Below are 20,869 nucleotides of genomic sequence, written 5' to 3' on the forward strand. Positions count from 1 at the left end.
TTGATACCGGTCAACATTTCCCTTATGATCTTTCCAATTATCTTTAGTATGATAATGCCACCGAGTGTGATTCTAGATTGAGAAGTATAAGTTATATTAAAACACAATTTAAGGCGCTGGCTAAACGCTTTTGCATTTACACGCAGCACTAAGATTCCGATTCGAAACTCCAACTAGGGCTGTACCCATCCAGAAGCTTCTTTGGTGCACAGGATCTCCACGCTCGTTCGAGATGCTCCAGCAGTTCCTTCGGGTCGACGGCCGAAAGGCGCACAAGCACATACGGAGCGTTGCGGTAATGATCTGTGATGTAATAGACATCGGGATCGAACTGCATCAAGAAGTCCCGCGTTTCGTAGTCCATTCTTAGTACGAGGGTAACCCCATCTTCGTGCAGACGCGCCAATAACTTTCCTTTGATGCGATATGCGGGGGTTCCGTAAGAGGTCCCCTCTTCTACGGCCGGCAAGGATAGAGCAAGATTTCGAACCATATGAAGATGGTCGGACGGTTGAATCGCTCTCCCCCCTATCGTATAGGTATGAAATACCATGATCACCACTTCCTCAACTCATAATTCCCTTATATATTTTATCAATTCTGCGATTCCTTTCATTTGAAGCATTAGTTGATTATTTAAATTTTCCAAAGCCAATTGAAAGGAACGTTCGACTTTATCATAATTTTGGTTGTCCAAATTATTCAATAAACTCTTCATATTTTCAATATAATAAACGGTTTTCCTCAAGCTGCTTATGACCAGGATTTTGCGAAGCTGAGATATCGAGAACAGTCTATAACCGTTTTCATTATTTCTTTCCGAATGGATTAATCCCTCATGTTCCCAATGCCGGATAGCTGAAGTATTTACGCCCGCTATTTGGGCAGCCTCTCCAATACTCATATATTCTTTTAGTTTTACATTTTTATATTTGGTAAAATCGGCATTCTGTATCATCGTAAGTATTTCTTCGACTCGCTGCTTCTCCACTTGAATATGATATTGCTGTTCATTAACTAACCAAAGGGCTTCTTCATATCGTGCATTTTTACTCAGTCTCATGACTTCGTAAACAATAGGGATGTCATATCCTTTCAACAAGGCCCTAATCGTAATAAAAGCTTGGAAGTGTTGCGCTGTATAGAAACGGTGATTACTTTTTGTTCTCGGTACGGCAGGAATGAGATCTAGTTCTTCATACCTTCGCAAAGTTGTGGTGCTGACATTTAAGGTCTTTGCAATTTGTTTAGGGGTATATGTCTCCATCTATTACCTCCTTTTTAAAGTAAGACCTTCAAGTGCTACAATAACATATTTTCCAATAAAGCCCCAATATATAAAGGGCGGGAAATAGAAAACCGAAAGATTGCATGAATGTTATATGATGGTCGTATGAACCGTTTAGGAGTGATAAAAATGGAAAAGAACATAAAACTTACGGATGGAACAGAGCTAAAAGTTGGTCTAGTAGGAAATGCAAACTCTCCCACCATCATGCTTCCGGTTGCTAAAGAATCCGTTTATGGACAGGATGCCGAACACTTAAAGCTGTGGGGAGTAGACCCCGAATTAGGAAAGCATTTTGTTGAGGGACTTATGGACAAGTTCCGGATTCTACACTTCGACTACGAAGGGCACCGTTTACAACATCCGAATCCAGAGAATCTCACCCCTGAAAGCATTGTAAAAGATATACTAACCATTGCTAATGAAATGAACGTTAAGAAGTTTAGCTATTATGGTTACTCTTGGTTGGCTTTGGTTGGATTACAATTAGCTATTCGGACAGACAGACTAGAAAGCTTAATCATGGGTGGCTTTCCGCCAATAGATGGTCCGTATAAAGAAATGATGGTTGTGACAAATAAAACATATAAACAAGCTTTAAGCAATCAAAATGCTTCCGTTGTTGATGAACAAAGCCAAATCAGTCCAGAAAAGGTCGATTGGGATAACATTCAAGTAAAGATCGACACGAATCAAACTAAACAGTTTGTTACAATGTACGAACATTTAATGGAATTTGATGATCGGGAAATTCAACATAAATTAGCTATTCCGAGATTGGCGTTTGCCGGGGAAAAAGACACTATCGTTTATGGAGAAAACTTCGGCAATGTCACAGTTGATATTATCGGTATACTTCAAAACAATAAAGAAGAATTAGAACAGCTTGGATGGGATATAGAAATCCTAAAAGGAAAGGATATGGATCACACCAAAGCCATGCAACCTGCAACGGTTCTGCCATTGATAAAGGCTTGGTTCATTAAACATTTGAAGTAGTTAAAAAATTGTTGGTGATTTTAAAAAACAAGAGGGCAGCCGATCGAGTTCCATCGGCTGCCCTTTTATATGTATAGTTCCATTTTCCAAGATGTTGACCGCTTTGGAAGCCCGTCTGGTTGAGGAATTCTGGTTTCATGGCTTTATAGGCAGCTTCAGCCACGGCCTTATCATCAAATCCAGACCAATAGAAGTCACCTAGACATCGTCGTGGCCGCTGTACCGAATCACTTCTTCTTGTTCCTCATGGCGGCGAGCAGCTTCACCTTTCCGTTCGCCCCTTCCACGAAGCGATGGTAGTCCGGAGATTCTACCGGAACGATCGCGATTTGCCCCTTCGCATTGAAATGGAGACCCCATCCGTATTTTTTCGGGAGCATGGATGCTCTCAAGCATGGTTGCGGCTTCCTAAAAAACGCTTCTCGAATCTGCTCCCTTCTCTCGGCCAGCTCCGCTTCCGGAATGTTCTTGTGCCGGATATGTACTTCGAACAGGAGCTCCTCCTGGGTATAGACGTACGGATGATTCTCAAGCAACTCAAACTCGATGCCCGGCTTGGTTTTTCCGCTTTTCTTGTCCGGAGGCTTCGTTCCGTTCTCTGCGGGGCAATCCGGGGCAACGGTAATAAACGTATCATAGTAATTCCATTCCATCTTCGTTCCTCCTGAACCGATGTATAGCTTCGCTCATCACACATCGAATTTTCTAACATCTATTATAACCCTTTATTCCTGACAGAATCGGTCAGTTATTACGGCAAAGATAGAGCAAGATTTCGAACGAGATCAAGATGGTCGAATGTTGAATCGCTTTCGTCCCGTTATCCTCTATACCGGGTATTACATGGGTTAGAAGTGTTATTGGTTAGAAGATGAAGAACTTTTGATAAACTTCTTCTACATCACATTTATTTTTAGAATTTTGCAGAAGATTATCTAAGAAATCCTTAATGAAACTTTTGACGGTAGATTCAAATATCCCAAGTGATACGTACTCAATTCCAGTTGGATTAATAAATGATATTCCTTCCGAAGAGTAAATTGATTCATTATTCCAAGCAATCTCTATTTTATCGTTAACCCTTCTGAAAAGTACATCAGGCAAAAATGAACCTGCTCTATTTGAAAACCAAGAGTGCTTATACTCCCATTCTTGTTTTGTATCGAACCATGCATCAAACTCATCATCGTTGTCTGATTCAAACAACAGACTATTATTCAAAAGTTCAAGTGAGTTCTGTCCTTCAACAGGGAAGGGGAATGGTTCTTCACTCAAAATATACTTTAAATTTTCGCTAAACCATTCGACAATGTATATCAAATTCCATTGATAGGTAGCTTCGCTATTCAGTCTTTTATATCGACAGACGTCCATGCCACGAACAATTAATTCAAACTTCCCCCATGTTTCACCAGTCAAACTGGTTTCATTAAAAGGATTAACTTCAAACTCATACTGAATAGCAAATGTGTTCTTATCTCCAAAAGTCCTCAGAATTAAGCACCTCACTTGTTTTTAATAGCTTATTGTATTCAAACAAAATAATGGTTGATTAAAGTTACCATCATGCGTTAAATTACTTATATAAGTCATTTCCTAAATTCTGGAATAACGAGGTCGGAGGATGATATTCTTGTTACCTACAGAGGCTACGATCAGTAGGGAGCTATTACGATACCTAGAGAAGGAGCAATTAAGCATCACTTCTTTTGCCAATCGAGCAGGCATTAATTCGGGAACGCTCAGCCGGTTTATCAAGGGACAACAAGCCTTGTCCGTTTCAAGCCTTGATTCCATTACAAGAGCTATGGATGTAGAAGAAGGATTTTTTTATGATCTATATTTAAACGAATTATCCTTGAACTGGCGGCGGCTTGGACCCTTTATCATGCGCTGTGCCGAGCTAGGAAAACTAGACTGCGTCGCACAGGCAGTCGATATGATGATGGATTATCCATCTTACGCTGCACCGCTCTTTGATTGTGCGGAAGAACTATTCCAGCAAGGGAAACGGGAAGCGCCCCTAATCATATACAAAAAAGTGGCTGACGGTGAGAAGTACCAGCACGCCGAGCGGCTTGGCTTGTGCCAATACCGGATTTTTACCTGCTCCTTAAATGAGAACCAGGAGAATAACCTGCACTGCGCCATTCAGTTTGAAGCTTATATCCGGCGAGTCCCCGAAGGCGTGCAATTAGATGCTTTAAAAGACCTGACCAACACGTTATTATCCTTACGCAAATGGAACAAAGCCAAGACGCATGCCCAGGAAATGGGGCGGATCGCAAGAATGTTGTACGCTCAGAAGCATAGCCAAATCAAGACAAACCGGAGACAACTTGAGCCAGTAAAACCATTGTTCGGCTATATTTTGTACTCCGATTTGTTATTAGGTTCGATAGCAGCAGAAAACGCTGATTATGATCTAGCCCTTTACTATTTATCCCGCTACGAGGACCAGAGCTGGATTATCGAAACCGACGAACAGGCTGAACAGACCAAGGAACAGTTTCGGGAATGGGCCAGAGGCAACCGTTATTTGTACCGCCTCATGAAGGGGAATATCGATGTTCTTGAACCGTACATTGAATATATTGCTGCTCACGAGGACGAAATTTTAAAAGCGTTGTTTAAAATCATTCAAGCGGCTAACATGTATCATTTCGAGGTGGATCCCTATCTCGAAAGATTTGAGGAGCTCATTGAAGAGCATCTCCGCCCTGGGGGAATCATCGGCAATTACACCCGACATATCATCGATGACCGCTTTGCCAATTTCCTGATCGATGTCGGCGACTATTATTTACGGAAGAACAACCTCCTCAAAGGAACGAAGTATCTCTTGGACGGTCTTGAAGTTTCCTATCGCATCAATAATCCGGTCAACATCGTAAGGTGCAATACCACGATGGAGCATCTAAGGCCCAAATTAAATCCATCCATTCTTCAACGGTATGGAGCAATTCGGAAGGAAGGCGATTCTTGGTCCAGGAAAAGAAATATTTCTTGAATCACTACCTACGGGGCCTCAAGGTATAATTGAGAAATATGTAACTTCATTTGAATGCTTGAGTGAAGAAAACCAGCCGATTCTAATAGAGATTTCAACTGCCCCCCTAATGTTAGACATCATCTAACATTGGGGGGGCAGTTCACTCGAGGGCCGTGGTTTCTAGCTGAGCCACAGCATCGCCTGCTTAGAGGAAGAGTCTGTGCAAGGGCTGGTAGTATCATTAGGGCTTACGAGTTTTTTGCAGATCGGAATTTGAAAATATACGGCTCTTTCTGCTTTATTTCATGGTCCCCTTAATTTATTACATTTCAAGATTTGGGTTTACTGTTTAGCCTTTAACTTGGAACTAGCGTTTTCCTGAGGTTTTGTGATTAGATCTTGCAATTCATCTTTTGATATTCGTTTCGCGAATAAATAATAATCATCCCAGCGTTTGTTATCATTTTTATTGATGACATCTGATAATTTCGATATAACGACACCACCCATTTTACATGAGTGTATCATTTTGTCGTTTCCAATAAAAATAGCAACGTGGGCTATCCTTTCAATGCCCTTTTTTGAATATCGGGCCCGACTGGTAAAAAACAATAAATCTCCTCTTCGAATATTTTCTTTCTTTATTTTTTTGCCGATCAGGCTCTGCTGCCTGGAAGTACGAGGAAGAATCCCGTCAACTTGGCTATAAAGATATTGTACAAATGAGCTGCAATCAAACTCTTTGGTCTGAAACGGCTCAGCCCCCAACCTGTATGGTTTACTCATATGCTTCATTCCAGCAATAATAATTTTTTCATGCGTATTTATTTTTTTCGGCTGTGCCATAAGTTCCTCCCCTCCAGATTCAAAAATAGATCAACAAATGGTGACATGTACCTTTTTTGCAATGCTACAGATTATTCAAAACCAAACAAAAGGTTTGGTTATTCGTTTATATGCAAATATGCTCTCTAAAAAATGTATTCATTCACCAATGAATTGGCCTATTCGAAAGATAGGAGTCACTAATTTAAACTCCTCGAGAAAATTCTTTACGATCTGATAAAACATCCGGGTCATGTGGAATGGACTTCGTGACCGCATTTCTAAACAGCAGTTGAGAAGATCCTGTATCTTTAAAATAAAAAAGCCGCTATCATGCGGCTATAAAACGCTCAAATCATCCTGAGCAAGAGATAATTCCTTACCATTTTTATTGATAATATAAATTTTCTCCGGAAGAGTCTTTAGGCTTTTACCTGTAATAAATAACTCGTGTCCTCCTTCGATTTGATACTTTCTTATATATACTCCTGAACCGATGTCCTCAAAAGAGTATTTGTTGAAATCATCCCAATTCAGTGATACACCCTTTTCAGACAAGCCTTTTAATTCATCTAATAAAATAGCTCCACTTGGCCCTTCTTCCTTAGTGCTCAGGCATGCCGAACAAATAATAAGAATAAGAAAAAATGTTATTGAAAACTTAATGGATTTTACTTCTTTCATTTTCTACCCCATTTCCATTATTTCTGTAAATCATAGGAAGTAAATTATACCGTATTTATGAAAGGGATGCTCTGACATTAATGATCCAGTTCGGTTCGCTACTTGTCACGCTTATCGGGCTGGTCGTAACAATTGTCTTAGCATTGAACCAAAACAAAAGAAATAGGCCGCCCGTGGATGGGATAACGACCTATTTCTAGTCCCTCTAACTGCCTACTGCCCTTAGAAGCGGCTGTTGTTAAAGAGTGAGGATGCTAGCTGCATCCTCACTCCACATTATTAATTACATATTGTACCATTATATTACCTGGTATTGTTACTACAGAATAGTCCAAGATTTCCATAAGAACAAAGAGGGCTGTCTATGATAGGCACCCTCCAGCAAAACCATTACCCCCCTCAAGATCTCTTCTAAAGGGGGACGAGCATTTGCATTATCTCTCGCAGTGTGTGATGCGAGACGGGCATCGGTCATTATACCATATGGGTTATATGCGTTATAGTTAAATGTAAGGCTCTTTCGGCACTGGGTAGCCCCTGCCAAAAATCATATCCTTACATTAATGAATTTTTCTTTCTATCGTTTCAACATAACCTTGGTACGTTTCCTTCTGTTCATCAAACATCCAAACATCTGCTAAATCTATTAAATTCTTTTTTTTAATATTTTCAATCATTCTATTTAATTTATCCTTATGTGTCGAGAGAATTTCCCCACTAACGGACGATAGTTTTTCCATTAGCTCCAGCGAATCAATATCAGCATAGAAAGGAGTATTATTTTCATCAATCCTTTCAATAATTTCATACGTTGCTAAGTTTGTAAAAACATCTTGGCGAATACAGCGAATTAGATCAAAATTTGACAACTCACTTAGACTTTTTTTCGCAATTTCCAGGTGCCATACGGGCAGTGGCATATCGGAAAAATTCGTTGCATTTTGTACTATAACCTCATATTCGTCATCAGATAAAAACTCTTTTAACTTCTTCTTTCTATCGTACATATTTACATAGCCCCAATCATTATTTTGGTGGAAACACTCCCCCGCGGGGAGCAAACATATCTTCTATCTTTTTCATTGTATTATTTACTTCATTCAACTTTGACGTGTAAAGTTGGCGAAGTTCAGTATCTAAATTGGGATTTTTAAGCATTCCTTCCCAACTTTTTTTCAAATCTACTAAACCACGATATGCATCGGAAACTTCTTGAGCATGATCATAATAACCTCCACCTGGTTTTGGAACTGGGTTACCATCTAAGTCCCTCTGAGCTCCTTTTAAATCCATTGCGGTTAAATGCGAATATGTTCTTTCCTGTTGATTCAAAGTTGCCCTCTGACTAGTGGTAATCATTGATTTGGAAGAATCCGATAAATCATCAATACTTGAGATTACCCTATTAAGATCACCAGTCCCCGCTCCACCCTTACCCCCATCGCCACCAGAATCTTTCTTGAGGTTAGGCGTATCCTTGACACCAAGTCGTTTCAAGGCAAAGCCGCCGAAAATCATGGCAGCCTGCTGACCCAGGTAGGTCGATGTGCCCATCTCATTGATTAGTTCTTGCTCCGCCTGGACCTCCTCACCGAATTTCTCGCGGGTGTCACCGATATCAAGTGCCATTTTGGCACCCCAAATCGTTGTCTTTACAATCTCCTCCGCGGTCCCGATCGTAGCATTGTATGCCATCTGCTTCCCAGTCTCGACCGGTTCCTCGATCAAGGCGTTCGCCGTATCTTTAGCTGAGTCCCACATCTCGGCGGCAGCTGCCTGAACTCCCACGCCGAATGCTTTAAATTCCATTCCCAGTTCATTGACATGGTCTCCAAACGATTTTTCCTTGATGGCCTTTTCATAGTGGACATTGCTCATCCCCAAAGAGTTCAGGGTCTGTGGAGATGCGCACCTAGGGTCTAAGTTTCCCTGCTCATTGTCGACCTGCATGAATTTATAAGCAATTTTTTTTAATTCCTGAGAAGTCACCTGCATATGCTCAATCGTCAATTTCATGTCGCGATACGCCTGCTGGAAATCATAATAAAAACGCGAGCACGTGGTCCCGTCCCAACATGACGCCAGCATCTGAATGTGTTGGTTCAGCGTGTTTGAATTCGCCTCCAACTGATTGGAGGCTCGATTGAACTGCTCTGACACCGACAGCAGCACCTCAGGAGGCACAAGGATTTTGGACATAATTCAACCTCTTCATCATTTGCTAGATAGTCATTCTACCCTACTTCAAATAACTGGAAAAGGTTCCAAGGTCCTCTCTTATACGCAGCTTCGCTCAGCCGAAAGTGCCTATCAGAACTGCCAAATCTGCAACGTACTACACAAGAATCATCACGATTCTGATTGATTCGATCGAAACGCAGGCAAATTGGCCGCTCGCCCCATCCCGCTCAACAGCTTCCCCAAATTGGCTCGCTCGAAAGACGCCAGGTACACAGCCAACACGTCATCCGTTTCCTCTTCGGATACGTAGAGCTCGAACACAATCAGCACATCATCCTTTACGTAGATTTTCCATGCATTCAGTTCTGACCCCTCATCAATCTCATGCTCCCGCTCCAAATGCATGCTGCTGCAATAGTCGGACAAGCCCCACATGCTCTCATCGAAAATGGCCCAATACGGCAGCCGGTCCTCGACGCCCAACTGCACAAATGCCTTACCAGCTAGAAAATGCTGAAGTGACCGGTTTTCCAGCTGCCAGTCGGGTGAGTTCCACGCGCAGAGATAGACTGGTGGATCCTCCTTCTCCAAATCCTGAATGCGGATCCCGCAATAGATCACGGATTCCTCCACTTGATAGAAGACCAGGAATGCCTTGTCTGTCGTGAAAAACGTTTTATCCGGAATGAACACATCCTGCAGCGGGAGCGGTTCATATTGGTTATTGCACCCTTGGGTGATATATGGGGAACGTCCCAAATTCTTATAATAATCCCGCAAGACCACCGGCAACCGAAAGCCAAGGCTCTGTTCCTTGGCCTGGATGTCCGCTTCCGGAATGCCGTGGGCCTCCTTATGATGCTCCCCTAATACACGGAGAAGTCCTTCGATTGTCGCTTTCATTAATTGAGTCAACCTCCTCGACGTCTACATCCTTAAACAAGCTTCCGGAACTCCCTACTAGAGAGCCTTCTTCCACCGATCACAACGAATCCAATCTGGTTTATTCGGTTTCTTTAGTTTTGATTTTGCTGAAGATTGCGGGGGTAGCGTACACCTAATGAATGCCCCTATCTTTGGATAATTTGTTTTCGTCAAAAACCATTCTATCAAAGATCCAGCACCCTTGTTACGTTTTCATAGAGTGATGCTTTCGAACTTCCGGGTGAACAAATATTAGGAAATCCGGCGGATCCGCCGGCTTCTTTTTTTCATAGCAAGGAAAGAGTCATGAAGGTATTCCCTTTAGTCCCATGAGCACGACTTATTATTAGATTCAAAATATGGAAGATGGTTCCAATGCAGTAGGGAATTATGAAGTTTGTGGGATACCAACACCTTAGAATCAAATGAATAATGAATTTGACAGAGGATATCAACAAATTCTCAAGTCAAATACATCATTTGTATCGAAAGGGGTTTGATTATGACAAGAATCTTTTCGCGGTTTATTACGGTATGCATTGCCGGGGTGCTGCTGACGTTTGGGTTTCTGTCCGGATTGGGACATGCGGCTGCCGAAGAGGTGCAATCAGCTGTCGAATGGTCCAGGGATTACGGAAGCAACTCCACCGGGAAAGGAGTGATCTCGACTTCTGACGGCGGCTACTTAGCCTTAGGAAGCATATACGAGAAGGAAAAGGTTGGACCGGAGGATTGGCAGTGGTCTTTGTTTCAAAAGTCCTATATTCTGAAGCTTGATGCGGAAGGACAGGTGGAATGGGAACAGAAACTGAAAAATAATTCGGACAACAGCACGGCATATCTGGCCATTGAACCAAAAGACGGAGGATACCTTGTTGTAGGTTCAGCGAGGGGAGACGGTGAACCCATCCACCAGTTGTTCATAGTCCGATTGGATTCATCGGGGAATGTGCTGTGGGAGAAGGCTCTGGTCAATGACGGATTCTCTAATACCCCGGAAGCTATAGTCGAAACGGACGACGGCAGCTTTTTAATTGCCGGCACAGGGATTTCAAGAGGTGTCGCCTATGAAACACCGAATATTACAAAAATCGATAAAAACGGAGAGACGCTGTGGTACAAAAGGTACCGTTTTTCGGGTACTGCCGACTCTATATACGATCTGATCCCCGCGACTGACGGCGGTTATATCGCTGTTGGCTTTGGAGGCAATGTCGAATATGAATCGAAAGAACTTGATGCGCTGCTGATGGTGAAGATTGATGATCAAGGCCAACAGGTCTGGTTGAAACAATTCGCTGACCCAGGCAGCCGCTGGACTGGCCAATCGATTATTGCTTCGGAGGATGGAGGTTATGTGATCTTAAGCTCCAAATATATGGATCGTAAACGTGTAACTGTTCTTACCAAAACCGATTCGAACGGACAGGTACAATGGGAGAAAACATATCGCGATGGTACGAATTCCGAATCCTTTAATCGCCTGCTCCAGACAAAAGACGGCTACGTCATGTTGGGAGGACATACTACTAAGGGCGCTTTGGATTGGAGACAGCAATACAATGTGGTAAACGTGGACGCGTACGGCGGGTTTATCAGCAGGGAATTGTTTAAGGGGGCTCCAATTTACAACATTGGGACCGCAGCAGCAACCCCTGACGGCGGCTTTATTTTCTCTGGAACCGTTTTGCGGGGGGACGACAATAAATTTCAGCTGATGAAGGTATCTCCTTCCGAGGCCCGGCCGCCAGCGGAACGTACGCTAACGGGTATCTCGTTTACGGATAAGGAGAAGAAATTGAAAGCAGGCGCAAGCGTCACAACCGTGCTTCAAGCAGTTTATTCCGACGGGGTCAAGGATGATTTGTCCAGCGCAGCAGTATACATCGCGGGGGACAGCGCCATCGCAGATGTCGATGCATTGGGCCGGATCACGGGGCATATGCCGGGACAAACCTATGTCGAAGCAACGTATGAGGGTTTCACTGCCAGAATAAACGTCACGGTATTCCCTGAAGATACGGACGAATTCGATCCCGTCTTCGGGTCTATCAAACTGGATTCGGGCGAGTATTCAGTTATGGAAGGCTCGAGTCTTGATCTGAAGGTCACATTCTATGACTATAACACAAATACGGAAACCTGTGCTGGAGTTGTGACCTTTGAATGAACACATCCTCCAGCGGGAGCGGTTCATATTAGTTATTGCACCCTTGGGTGATATACGGGGAACGTCCCAAAACCATATAATATATTAGACACTCTTGTCCCCACACATTTCATGTCTATATAAGATTCGCCCTGATTACCACGTAACGATCACGAATTTAATAAGTCTGATGCTGAAACCTTTTTCCAGCTCTCAAGTCCAATTAAATTTAGTATCCGTTCTTTTTCCAAATCGTCAAATTTGTCGGTATCCTTTTTAAGACTCCCTTCAAATTCCTTCATGTACTGCTTATTACTCGTGTCCGTAACGTACATATAATACACATCTTGGATGGTATCTCCGTTCCGAAATTGAAACTGAAAGACATACATTTGTTTTATTTCTTGGGCATTAGGCAACTCTTCAGCCTCCCCACTCTTTGCCCATTGTGCAGCAGTCTTTAGCAAATCAGGATCACTTTGTACATTGATCAGTTCGGGTTGTACGCGACCGGAGTCTTTACGGTACAAATATATATTTACTATCTCCAACGCGCCGGATTCTTCTTCTATTCGATCGTGGTTTCTTGGCGAACAGGAGGTTATGAGCAACGTAACAAGAAGAAGATACAACAAGACTATTTTTTTGTTCATATAAAACACTCCTACACATCATCTTCACTCAAGTACGTATTTTCCGTAAGAGAGAATTTGCATTACACCATATTTTAACATAACCTCTTCCATGGACTCGCACATTTCCGGTTGACGAATCCAAAATCGGGAAGTATAATCAAATCCATATTAACCTTATAGGAATAATTAAATATCAAATGATACCGACCATTCAAATGGAGGTCACAGCCTCAGCAGATATTGTGCTGGCGTTGTGGCCTTTTATTTTTGATCCTATTTTTAAAGGCCAGGTGAGTTGAAGTGACGAGAAGGTTCCTGTCCAATCCGTTCATCGGAAAATGTTTGCCTTGGGTTCTCCCCATCTTACTAATCGTTGTGTGGGCCATATTATCCAATCTTGACGTGATATCGAGGAAAATCCTCCCCCTGCCCCAAGACGTTTTATTTTCTTTCAGAGATTTGCTGTTATCAGGAAAGTTAATCGAACATATCTCCATCAGCTTTCAAAGAGCGTTCATAGGTTTCTTAATCGGCGGGGGAATCGGTCTTGTGCTGGGCTTTATCAACGGCTTATCGTCCATCGCTGAAAAATTGTTGGATACCACGATTCAAATGGTACGCAATATTCCTCATCTGGCGATGATTCCACTAGTCGTTCTATGGTTTGGCATTGGCGAGGAATCGAAAATATTCTTGGTCGCGATCGGCGTGTTATTCCCGGTGTACATCAATACCCTGCACGGCATCCGATCCGTGGATAACGGATTGATCGAAATGGGCAGCGTATACGGGCTGCGCACCGCTTCGCTCTTCTGGAGAGTCGTTCTGCCTGGCGCCCTGCCTTCCATTCTGGTCGGACTCCGCTACGCATTAGGCATCATGTGGCTCACCCTGATCGTATCCGAGACGATTGCTACGAATTCGGGCATCGGCTTTCTGGCCATGAATGCAAGAGAATACATGCAAACCGATATCATTCTGCTGACCATTGTGCTGTATGCCTTATTTGGAAAGCTGGCCGATTCTATCGCCAAGCTCTTAGAGAGGCGGTTCTTACGCTGGAACCCGAATTATCACAACTAAGCTCTGAAAGGATGTGTCGACCCTGAAATCCTCTACCCACGGTGTGCATCTTCGTATAACCCAATTACAGAAAAGCTTTGGCGAACAGCCTGTACTTCGAGGCATTGAGCTGGACGTGAAGCCGGGAGAGTTCATAGCGATCATCGGGCGAAGCGGCTGCGGGAAAAGTACGCTATTGCGCGTGATCGCCGGATTGGAGCCCGCCACGTCGGGAGGCATATGGATCAATGACCATCCGGTCCACCATGTGCATGCCGAGACCCGGATGATGTTTCAAGATGCCAGGCTGCTGCCCTGGAATAAGGTCATCGATAATGTAGCGATCGGACTTCGAAAAGAAGACCGTCATAAAGCGGAAGCCGCTTTAGAACAGGTTGGGCTCGGAGCCCGGGCCAATGATTGGCCGTCCGTGCTCTCCGGCGGTCAGAAGCAGCGCGTCGCCTTAGCCAGAGCGCTCGCCAGCCAACCCAAACTATTGCTGCTCGATGAGCCTTTAGGCGCGCTGGATGCATTGACCCGCATTGAAATGCAGCAATTAATCGAATCGCTGTGGCAGCAGCAGCCATTTACGACCGTCCTGATTACGCACGATGTCGAAGAGGCTGTCGTCTTGGCCGATCGCGTGGTGCTCATTGAGGAGGGCCGGATTGCGATGGATCGAGCCGTCCCTTTCCCGCGCCCCCGTCAACGGGGAAATGCCGAAGTGGCCGCATTCATCGATCACATCCTGAAACGGGTCTTGGGCATAACCGAAGTGGCAAGCCGGCATGAAGCAGAAAACCTCCCCTATCCCTTAAAGAAAGGTTCATAGGTGTCTAACGCCATCCCGCTCGGGAGGGGAATTCCATAACCATTTCTTGAAGGAGGTGGATCACAAGCGAGCGTTTGACCGGATGTGAAACCGTAAGAAAAACGTCTATCGACGTACTTTCAAAGAAGACAGACCGCGTTTAGCGGTAGTTTTTCTTGCGATACCAGGCAGCAGATTCTCCGATGTTTATACTTTCTGATCTAGAAAAAGAAAGGAGCTGTAGAAACCATGCCCAACATCGATAGTCCGCAAGAAATCGTAAAAGAAATAAGGATTACCCGCTGCCCGGTTCCGACAGCAGCCAGTTTGGCCCTTGACCTCGGGCTGCTTGATCAGGAGCTTGAAAAGTCCGGATGTACGGCAGCGGAGCTGACGCGAGACACCCGTCAAGCTTTGCCTGATGCGCATTTTAATCACACCTTGCCATTCCTGGTCCGGGAAGGCGGCAACATTCCGGCTTTATGGGCAAGCTCAACCGGGAGTGATACGCGGCTGATCGGGCTAAGCTGGGTCGATGAATATCAAGCCATTCTTACCCTTCCCGACTCGGATCTTCAGGAGCCTGGCGATTTGCGTGGGAGACGAATCGGAATTCCTCGTCATCGGTATTTGGAGATCGATTTTCGAGCGGCCCAAGCGCTTCGCGGGTTTCATAATGCGCTCTCGCTGGCGAATCTTACGCTGGATGACGTCAACATCACCCATCTTGAAGCGGCTCGCGAAGGAAGAAGGGATTCCTGGAATACCGAAATCGAGGCGCTGCAGCGGCGTGAGATCGATGCTGTTTTTGTCAAAGGAGCTACCGGGCTGGAGGTCGCCCGTACGGTCGGGCTGAAGGAAGTGATCGAGCTCGGGTTCCATCCGGATCCGCTGGTGCGAGTCAACAATGGCGTGCCCCGAACCGTGACGGTCGATACGGCCTTAACGGAGCAGGAGCATGTCGTGGAGCAGATTCTCACTTCTCTGCTTCGCGCCGCCGATTGGTCCAAAGATCATCCCGAGGATTTCATTCGGGTCGTTACGAAGGAAACCGGCGCTTCCTCCGAATATGTTGCCTCCGCTTATCGCAATATTTCCCTTCGACCGTCACTGCGTGAAGACTATTTAAAAGCGCTTGAAGCCCAGAGCAGATTCCTGTTCGAGCATGGTTTCCTCCCGAATCCCGTAAACGTATGGGACTGGATTCTTCCAGAACCGTTAGCCGCGGCTGAACAAAACATTGCCAAAGGAGTGTCCCTCACATGACTCAAACGAAAGCAGACGTAACCATCGGCGTTCATCCTAATAATCATTCGTTATTCGTATTGCGCCGCTTGGGCTTTTTGGAAGAGATTCTTAAAGACCTTAACGCAACCGTTGCCTGGGTTGATTACACCGACGGAGCGAGGACGCCGCTGCGGATCGCATCCGGCGAAATCGACTTCGGCGGAACAGGGTCTACCCCGCCGTTAACCGCGCAGGCGTCGGGTATCGATATCGTCTACGTTGCGGTATCGAATCCTCGTACAGCCAGCGGTGCCTTAGTCGTGCGCAAGGAATCGCCGGTGCAATCCGTTGCGGATTTGAAAGGCTTGCGCATTGCGCTGTCCGAAGGTTCCTGGCATACGAGTTTTCTGGCAACCGCGCTCGATAAGGCAGGCCTTCTATATGATGATGTCGCTCGTGCGGATGTAGGCAATGCGGGGGCGAAAGCACTGCTGGCCGGCGAAGTGGAGGCTTGGGTCGGCAACGATCCGCAGCTGACGGAGCTGCATAACAAAGGTCTCGTTCGCACGCTGGTGCCGCTTGAGTCCCATATCTCCCACCGTTCCGTATGGTTTGCCAGCCGGGATTTTGCGACGAATCAGCCGCAGCTGCTTAAGGCCGTCGTTGAAGCGCTGCAGCAAGCAGATCAATGGATTCAAGACAACACGCGCGAAGCGGCGGAGCTGTTTGCCCGGGACCTGCCCGATTGGCCATCCGCGGATTCATGGGAAGCCGCGCTTCGGCGGAGACCTTGGGGGCTGCAGCCGATTAGCGAGGAATTCATAACCGAACAACAGCGGGTTGCCGATCTGTTAGCAAGGCAGCATATTTTGCCTAAGAGCATTGTCGTTTCGGATGCCGTTCTGCCCGTACCCGTAGAAATTGGAGGAGAATAGCATGGCTGCACACCAAGAGAGCGTTGAAGTGTATTGGTATTTAACCGCGCCGGATGGCCGCAGTCCTTGGTCAACGGAGGGCGCGCGCAAAATCGATTTGCCTTACCTGAGGCAGATTGCCTCGGCTGTCGACCAATTGGGATTTACCGGCGCCTTGCTGGCAACGGGCCCGCATGATACGTGGGTGCTGGGCTCCTCCCTCATCTCCAGCACGAACAATATGCGTTTTCTCATCGCTGTCCATCCGCCTCTGATCTCCCCCGTGCTCGCCGCGAAAATGACGCAAACCTTCGATGATTTCTCCGGAGGACGCGTCCTATTAAACATCGTGAACGGGAACACGGCGCAAATGCGCGCCTATGGATCGACGCTTGGGCATGATGAGCGTTATGCCTACACGGATGAATGGATTCAGGTATGGAAGCAAGCCGTGGCCGGGGAAAGCCTGGACTTCCATGGCAAGTACATTACCGCCGAAGGCAAAGCCTTGCAGCTCACCTCCACGCAGAAGCCAACACCGCCCCTGTGGTTCGGCGGTTCGTCGCAAGCGGCTCACCTCACGGCAGCCAAGCACATCGACACATACCTGAGCTGGGGCGAAACGCCTCCGCAGGTCGCCGAGAAGATCCAAGATCTTCAGGCTTTAGCGGCAGAGCAAGGCCGTACGATGCGGTATGGCATCCGGCTGTATCTGATCGTGCGCGATACGGATGAGGAAGCTTGGCAAGAAGCGGACCGGCTGCTCAAGACGATGGATCCGCAGACCGTGGAGCATATGCAATCCATTCTTCGAAACAGCGATTCGGTGGGGCAGCAGCGCATGCTGCGCAATCACAACGGCCAAATTCCGAAAGACGCGCGGGAGCTCGAAATTTATCCGGATTTATGGGCCGGGATGAGTCTGGTACGACCAGGTCCGGGCACCACGATCGTTGGCAGTCCGGCAACCGTGCTGGCGCGCATAAAAGAGTATCAGGATGCGGGCATTTCAACGTTTATTTTCTCCGGTGTTCCGCTGCTTGAAGAAGCTTACCGTGTAGGAGAATACATCCTGCCCCATCTGCGCGTGAACCGTCAGGCCGTAACGACGCCGAAGCTAGAAGAACAGGAGAAGGTCTTCACGTGGGCTCATAACATCCATTAAACGATCCGGCAAAAAGGGAAGTGTCCTATGCGAAAAATAAGCTTACATCTACTATTAGTAATTCTGTTAGTTACGTTATCGGCTTGCGGTAAAGCCGGCCAAGCGAAACAAGCCAATGCCAAGGATGAGGCTGTCCCCGTTCGTCTTGGCATCCTGCGCAGTGCCCAGCCATTAAGTTTATCCGAGGAAGGCGGGCCCCTGTATAAAAGGCTGGAAGCAGCCGGAGCGAGCATTGAAAAAACCGGCGGTTTCGCCGCCATGTCGCCGGCGATCGAGGCGTTAAACGCCGGTTCGATCGACATCACGATCGGCTCGATTACGGCAGCCATCAGCGCCCTTGTCGGGGGCTCCTCGGAATTTACGATTTTTACGAAGCAGCCTGGCGATCAAAATAATCAAGGCATTGTGGCCAAGCCGGAAGCCGGCATTAAGGGCCCTTCCGACCTTCGGGGCAAAAGAATCGCCGTCAACCGCGGCGGCACGGGCGAATACTTACTATATAAAGCGCTGGAGAAAGGCGGACTCGATGCGAGCGAAGTCGAGATCGTCTATCTTCCGCCAACGGAAGCGGGGCCTGCCTTTGAAAGCGGGCAAGTTGACGCTTGGGCGACATGGGGGTCTTTTACGGCCGTGGCGCTCGTCGATTTCGGTGCAGAGCTGGTCATTTCCGCAGGCGACATCGAATCCGAGAACGATACGGTGTATATTGTGCGAAACGGCTTCCTGAAGGAGCATCCTGAGCTCGTCCATGAAGTGTTCGAAGGCTTGAATGAAGAGTCCGCGCTTCTATCCGGCGACGCCGATCACACTGTCCAATTAATTCAGGACATCCAAGGCGTCTCCGAGCCTGTGGCTCGTCAGCAGCTGGAAGGCTCTTTATACCCGTTTGACCCGATTGATGACACCGTCCGCCAACGTTGGCAAGCGGTCGCCGATTATATGTTTGAGAAAGGGATTATTCCGAATGAAGTGGATGTCCTGTCCAATACGGTGGATGTGAGGACATTGAAGTGAAGCCTCTTGAGGAAGGTTAGAGGAGCGGTGAGCGTCGAGCATTGCTCGGTAAACTAAAACAAGAGGAACTTCATTTGGCGGTAGGGCAGTCATGACCCTGGTCACGTTTAATATTGAAAAAGGCAAGGAGACTAAGCTCCTTGCCTTCCCGTTTAAAGCCCCTTCCTTATCATTGCGGGACAGGAAAATTTACGGCTTGTACTCAAAATCGGGAATCGAATGCCACCGCTTTCTCAGCTCGTGTGCAGCGGCTTTTGGTTTGCGGTCGCGGGTAAATACGCCTTTTTTGTTTCCTTGAACCCGAATGATATTTTGACTTGTATGGAAGTCGGCGAAATTCCATACGTGTTCCCCGGCGAAATTTCTGCATTCGTCAAAGACTTCGTGATTCGCCTGCAAAAATTTGACCTGAAACTCCTCGGTGAACATGACGGGATCGACATCGTGAAACCCGGCGATCGTATCCGCGCCGTATTCCGTCATGATGATCGGTTTGTCCGGGCAACGTTTGTTCCAGCCTTCGAGTTCGCGGCGGAGCTTGGCCTGAGCCAACTCCCACTCCCCGCCTTCCACATACCAACCGTAGTAGCGGTTTAAGCACAGGACATCCGCCAGATCCGATACCTTGCAATCTTCGGGGCTGCCTTCCTGCAAGGTCACTACCGTGACGGGACGCTGCTGCGGATCGCATTCCTTCGCCAGCCGGAACAGCGGTTCAAAGTACTCATACGCCCCGTCCTCCGCCGTTGCCGGCTCGTTGGCGATTGACCACATCACGACACAGGCGTGGTTTTTGTCCCTCGCAATCAATTCACGAATGGCCTCCCGATGCGCCTCGCCGGTTTTGATTTCCTTCCACGTATTCCGTTTCGGGCCCTTTGCATGAATCGCCATGAAATTCAAATGCAAGCCGACAGCTGCCACCTCGTCGATCACGACAAAGCCTTCCCGGTCGGCTAGCCGCATGAGCTCTTCCGAGTACGGATAATGGGACGTCCGGAACGAATTGGCGCCGATCCATTTCATCAAGCGAAAATCCATCACGTTGGCTGCCTCGTTGAATCCCCTGCCGTGAATCGGGGAATCCTCGTGCTTGCCGAATCCTTTAAAGTAGAACGCTTTACCGTTGATGAGGAACTTTCCTTCTTTCACTTCCACCGTTCGAATCCCGAAGGGCTGCTCGTATTCGTCGATCTTCTCACCATGTTGCAGCAGCTCGATTTTCAGCCTGTACAAGTAAGCGTTCAGCGGCTCCCAGAGCTTCGCTCCCGTGATCATTAATTCGCCTTCCGCCCCCTCTCCACTCGCGACAACGACGCCGTCCTCATCCAGGATTCTGACCTTTGTCTCCACCGTGCCGCTTGCAGCCACCGAATAATTCACCAAGGCGGATCCATCAGACTGCACGCCGGATACGATCTCGACATCCCGAATGTAGACCCAAGGCGTCGTATAGATTTTGACCGGCCGGTGAAGTCCCGCATAATTAAAGAAATCAAAATTCGGACGATTGCGAACGATTTTGCCGAGTCCTTCAACCTCCTGCTCTGAATAGTTGCCGACGGGCAGCGTTGATTCATCAAGCACGTTACAGACCGCAACGGTAAGCCGGTTTTTCCCTTCGGTTAACCATTCGTTGATTTCGGTCTCGAACGGCGTAAACCCGCCCGCGTGCCCGGCCGCCAAGCGGCCGTTGACGTACACCTTCGCCTCATGCGTGGCCGATCCGAATCGGAGAACGATTCGCTCTGTGGAAAGCATGCTTGGAACGATGAATTCCCGCTCATACCACACCCAGCCGACATGATCTCGAATTTCGGCGCTCACGCCCACATCATTGTATGAGGAAGGTACCGCCATCGGGATCGTATCCGAAAGCGGACGTTCCTGCCATTTCTCGGCGAATCCGTTGCCGGAATCAAGTTTAAAATTCCATATTCCGTTTAAATCGAAGACCGTCCGGGATGCGGTCATAATGGGATAAAGCATGAGCTTCCCT

Annotated in this window: 20 protein-coding genes and 1 pseudogene; 10 read left to right on the forward strand and 11 right to left on the reverse strand. The window is 46.9% G+C overall.

Annotated features, from left to right (window positions below; genetic code table 11):
• Nucleotides 1-148 precede the first annotated feature (148 nt).
• Entirely contained in the window at nucleotides 149-553 is a 405-nt protein-coding gene (locus tag NST44_RS00005; RefSeq protein ID WP_340897168.1) for an MmcQ/YjbR family DNA-binding protein, read from the reverse strand.
• Nucleotides 554-571: 18 nt separating this feature from the next.
• Nucleotides 572-1,267, reverse strand: a complete 696-nt coding sequence (locus tag NST44_RS00010; RefSeq protein WP_213614874.1) for a MerR family DNA-binding transcriptional regulator — start codon at nucleotides 1,265-1,267, stop codon at nucleotides 572-574.
• 150 nt (nucleotides 1,268-1,417) lie between these two features.
• Here NST44_RS00010 and NST44_RS00015 point away from each other — a divergent pair, with 150 nt between their 5' ends.
• A complete protein-coding gene (locus NST44_RS00015) occupies nucleotides 1,418-2,287 on the forward strand; it encodes an alpha/beta fold hydrolase (protein ID WP_340897172.1) in 870 nt (289 codons plus the stop codon).
• Between the two features lie 227 nt (nucleotides 2,288-2,514).
• On the opposite strand, the gene NST44_RS00020 is transcribed toward NST44_RS00015, so the two are convergent.
• Entirely contained in the window at nucleotides 2,515-2,940 is a 426-nt protein-coding gene (locus NST44_RS00020) for a DUF6157 family protein (RefSeq protein WP_340897174.1), read from the reverse strand.
• Nucleotides 2,941-3,151: 211 nt separating this feature from the next.
• Complete coding sequence (locus NST44_RS00025; protein ID WP_340897176.1) at nucleotides 3,152-3,706, reverse strand: hypothetical protein; 555 nt, start codon at nucleotides 3,704-3,706, stop codon at nucleotides 3,152-3,154.
• Nucleotides 3,707-3,911: 205 nt separating this feature from the next.
• On the opposite strand from NST44_RS00025, the gene NST44_RS00030 reads away from it, so the two are divergent.
• Nucleotides 3,912-5,297 (forward strand): helix-turn-helix domain-containing protein, encoded by a 1,386-nt coding sequence (locus tag NST44_RS00030; protein ID WP_210095351.1) that lies wholly within the window; start codon nucleotides 3,912-3,914, stop codon nucleotides 5,295-5,297.
• A gap of 324 nt (nucleotides 5,298-5,621) precedes the next feature.
• Here the strand turns inward: NST44_RS00030 and NST44_RS00035 are convergent, their stop codons facing one another.
• The gene (locus NST44_RS00035) at nucleotides 5,622-6,125 is read right to left on the reverse strand and encodes a C40 family peptidase (protein ID WP_007131131.1); all 504 of its coding nucleotides are present in this window, start codon (nucleotides 6,123-6,125) and stop codon (nucleotides 5,622-5,624) included.
• A 318-nt stretch (nucleotides 6,126-6,443) separates the two neighbouring features.
• Nucleotides 6,444-6,788, reverse strand: coding sequence for a hypothetical protein (locus NST44_RS00040; RefSeq protein ID WP_340897182.1), 345 nt, complete (start codon nucleotides 6,786-6,788; stop codon nucleotides 6,444-6,446).
• A 53-nt stretch (nucleotides 6,789-6,841) separates the two neighbouring features.
• Here NST44_RS00040 and NST44_RS00045 point away from each other — a divergent pair.
• Nucleotides 6,842-6,952, forward strand: a pseudogene (locus NST44_RS00045) (putative holin-like toxin); the annotation flags it as partial.
• 396 nt (nucleotides 6,953-7,348) lie between these two features.
• Here NST44_RS00045 and NST44_RS00050 read toward each other — a convergent pair.
• From NST44_RS00050 to NST44_RS00060, 3 genes are all read right to left on the reverse strand, one after another.
• Entirely contained in the window at nucleotides 7,349-7,795 is a 447-nt protein-coding gene (locus tag NST44_RS00050; RefSeq protein WP_340897184.1) for a contact-dependent growth inhibition system immunity protein, read from the reverse strand.
• 19 nt (nucleotides 7,796-7,814) lie between these two features.
• Entirely contained in the window at nucleotides 7,815-8,987 is a 1,173-nt protein-coding gene (locus NST44_RS00055) for a WXG100 family type VII secretion target (RefSeq protein WP_340897186.1), read from the reverse strand.
• A 150-nt stretch (nucleotides 8,988-9,137) separates the two neighbouring features.
• Nucleotides 9,138-9,872, reverse strand: a complete 735-nt coding sequence (locus NST44_RS00060) for an SMI1/KNR4 family protein (protein WP_340897188.1) — start codon at nucleotides 9,870-9,872, stop codon at nucleotides 9,138-9,140.
• A gap of 523 nt (nucleotides 9,873-10,395) precedes the next feature.
• On the opposite strand from NST44_RS00060, the gene NST44_RS00065 reads away from it, so the two are divergent.
• On the forward strand, nucleotides 10,396-12,063 hold the full coding sequence (locus NST44_RS00065; RefSeq protein ID WP_340897190.1) for an outer membrane protein assembly factor BamB family protein: 1,668 nt from the start codon (nucleotides 10,396-10,398) through the stop codon (nucleotides 12,061-12,063).
• A gap of 149 nt (nucleotides 12,064-12,212) precedes the next feature.
• Here the strand turns inward: NST44_RS00065 and NST44_RS00070 are convergent, their stop codons facing one another.
• Nucleotides 12,213-12,695 (reverse strand): hypothetical protein, encoded by a 483-nt coding sequence (locus NST44_RS00070; RefSeq protein ID WP_244869183.1) that lies wholly within the window; start codon nucleotides 12,693-12,695, stop codon nucleotides 12,213-12,215.
• A gap of 282 nt (nucleotides 12,696-12,977) precedes the next feature.
• On the opposite strand from NST44_RS00070, the gene ssuC reads away from it, so the two are divergent.
• From ssuC to NST44_RS00100, 6 genes are all read left to right on the forward strand, one after another.
• A complete protein-coding gene (gene ssuC, locus NST44_RS00075) occupies nucleotides 12,978-13,760 on the forward strand; it encodes an aliphatic sulfonate ABC transporter permease SsuC (RefSeq protein ID WP_340897192.1) in 783 nt (260 codons plus the stop codon).
• A gap of 13 nt (nucleotides 13,761-13,773) precedes the next feature.
• Nucleotides 13,774-14,571: an ATP-binding cassette domain-containing protein gene (locus tag NST44_RS00080; RefSeq protein WP_213614892.1), complete on the forward strand. Its 798-nt coding sequence runs from the start codon at nucleotides 13,774-13,776 to the stop codon at nucleotides 14,569-14,571.
• A 228-nt stretch (nucleotides 14,572-14,799) separates the two neighbouring features.
• Nucleotides 14,800-15,816, forward strand: coding sequence for an ABC transporter substrate-binding protein (locus NST44_RS00085; RefSeq protein ID WP_213614893.1), 1,017 nt, complete (start codon nucleotides 14,800-14,802; stop codon nucleotides 15,814-15,816).
• Nucleotides 15,813-16,712: an aliphatic sulfonate ABC transporter substrate-binding protein gene (locus NST44_RS00090; protein WP_213614895.1), complete on the forward strand. Its 900-nt coding sequence runs from the start codon at nucleotides 15,813-15,815 to the stop codon at nucleotides 16,710-16,712. The genes NST44_RS00085 and NST44_RS00090 overlap by 4 nt, the downstream gene beginning before the upstream one ends.
• Nucleotide 16,713: 1 nt before the next feature.
• Entirely contained in the window at nucleotides 16,714-17,856 is a 1,143-nt protein-coding gene (locus tag NST44_RS00095; protein WP_340897199.1) for an LLM class flavin-dependent oxidoreductase, read from the forward strand.
• A gap of 27 nt (nucleotides 17,857-17,883) precedes the next feature.
• A complete protein-coding gene (locus NST44_RS00100) occupies nucleotides 17,884-18,870 on the forward strand; it encodes an ABC transporter substrate-binding protein (protein WP_028404394.1) in 987 nt (328 codons plus the stop codon).
• Between the two features lie 189 nt (nucleotides 18,871-19,059).
• Here NST44_RS00100 and uidA read toward each other — a convergent pair whose 3' ends face one another.
• The gene (uidA, locus tag NST44_RS00105; RefSeq protein ID WP_028404395.1) at nucleotides 19,060-20,859 is read right to left on the reverse strand and encodes a beta-glucuronidase; all 1,800 of its coding nucleotides are present in this window, start codon (nucleotides 20,857-20,859) and stop codon (nucleotides 19,060-19,062) included.
• Nucleotides 20,860-20,869: the final 10 nt, after the last annotated feature.

It is taken from the genome of Paenibacillus sp. FSL W8-0919, assembly GCF_038003785.1.
In the GTDB taxonomy this organism is placed as follows: Bacteria; Bacillota; Bacilli; order Paenibacillales; family Paenibacillaceae; genus Paenibacillus_AQ; species Paenibacillus_AQ lactis.

Coding starts and splice junctions, on each gene's coding strand:
- NST44_RS00005 (WP_340897168.1), bottom strand. CDS start 553: ATGGTATTTCATACCTATACGATAGGGGGGAGAGCGATTCAACCGTCC.
- NST44_RS00010 (WP_213614874.1), bottom strand. CDS start 1,267: ATGGAGACATATACCCCTAAACAAATTGCAAAGACCTTAAATGTCAGC.
- NST44_RS00015 (WP_340897172.1), top strand. CDS start 1,418: ATGGAAAAGAACATAAAACTTACGGATGGAACAGAGCTAAAAGTTGGT.
- NST44_RS00020 (WP_340897174.1), bottom strand. CDS start 2,940: ATGGAATGGAATTACTATGATACGTTTATTACCGTTGCCCCGGATTGC.
- NST44_RS00030 (WP_210095351.1), top strand. CDS start 3,912: ATGATATTCTTGTTACCTACAGAGGCTACGATCAGTAGGGAGCTATTA.
- NST44_RS00035 (WP_007131131.1), bottom strand. CDS start 6,125: ATGGCACAGCCGAAAAAAATAAATACGCATGAAAAAATTATTATTGCT.
- NST44_RS00040 (WP_340897182.1), bottom strand. CDS start 6,788: ATGAAAGAAGTAAAATCCATTAAGTTTTCAATAACATTTTTTCTTATT.
- NST44_RS00050 (WP_340897184.1), bottom strand. CDS start 7,795: ATGTACGATAGAAAGAAGAAGTTAAAAGAGTTTTTATCTGATGACGAA.
- NST44_RS00055 (WP_340897186.1), bottom strand. CDS start 8,987: ATGTCCAAAATCCTTGTGCCTCCTGAGGTGCTGCTGTCGGTGTCAGAG.
- NST44_RS00060 (WP_340897188.1), bottom strand. CDS start 9,872: ATGAAAGCGACAATCGAAGGACTTCTCCGTGTATTAGGGGAGCATCAT.
- NST44_RS00065 (WP_340897190.1), top strand. CDS start 10,396: ATGACAAGAATCTTTTCGCGGTTTATTACGGTATGCATTGCCGGGGTG.
- NST44_RS00070 (WP_244869183.1), bottom strand. CDS start 12,695: ATGAACAAAAAAATAGTCTTGTTGTATCTTCTTCTTGTTACGTTGCTC.
- NST44_RS00085 (WP_213614893.1), top strand. CDS start 14,800: ATGCCCAACATCGATAGTCCGCAAGAAATCGTAAAAGAAATAAGGATT.
- NST44_RS00090 (WP_213614895.1), top strand. CDS start 15,813: ATGACTCAAACGAAAGCAGACGTAACCATCGGCGTTCATCCTAATAAT.
- NST44_RS00095 (WP_340897199.1), top strand. CDS start 16,714: ATGGCTGCACACCAAGAGAGCGTTGAAGTGTATTGGTATTTAACCGCG.
- NST44_RS00100 (WP_028404394.1), top strand. CDS start 17,884: ATGCGAAAAATAAGCTTACATCTACTATTAGTAATTCTGTTAGTTACG.
- uidA (WP_028404395.1), bottom strand. CDS start 20,859: ATGCTTTATCCCATTATGACCGCATCCCGGACGGTCTTCGATTTAAAC.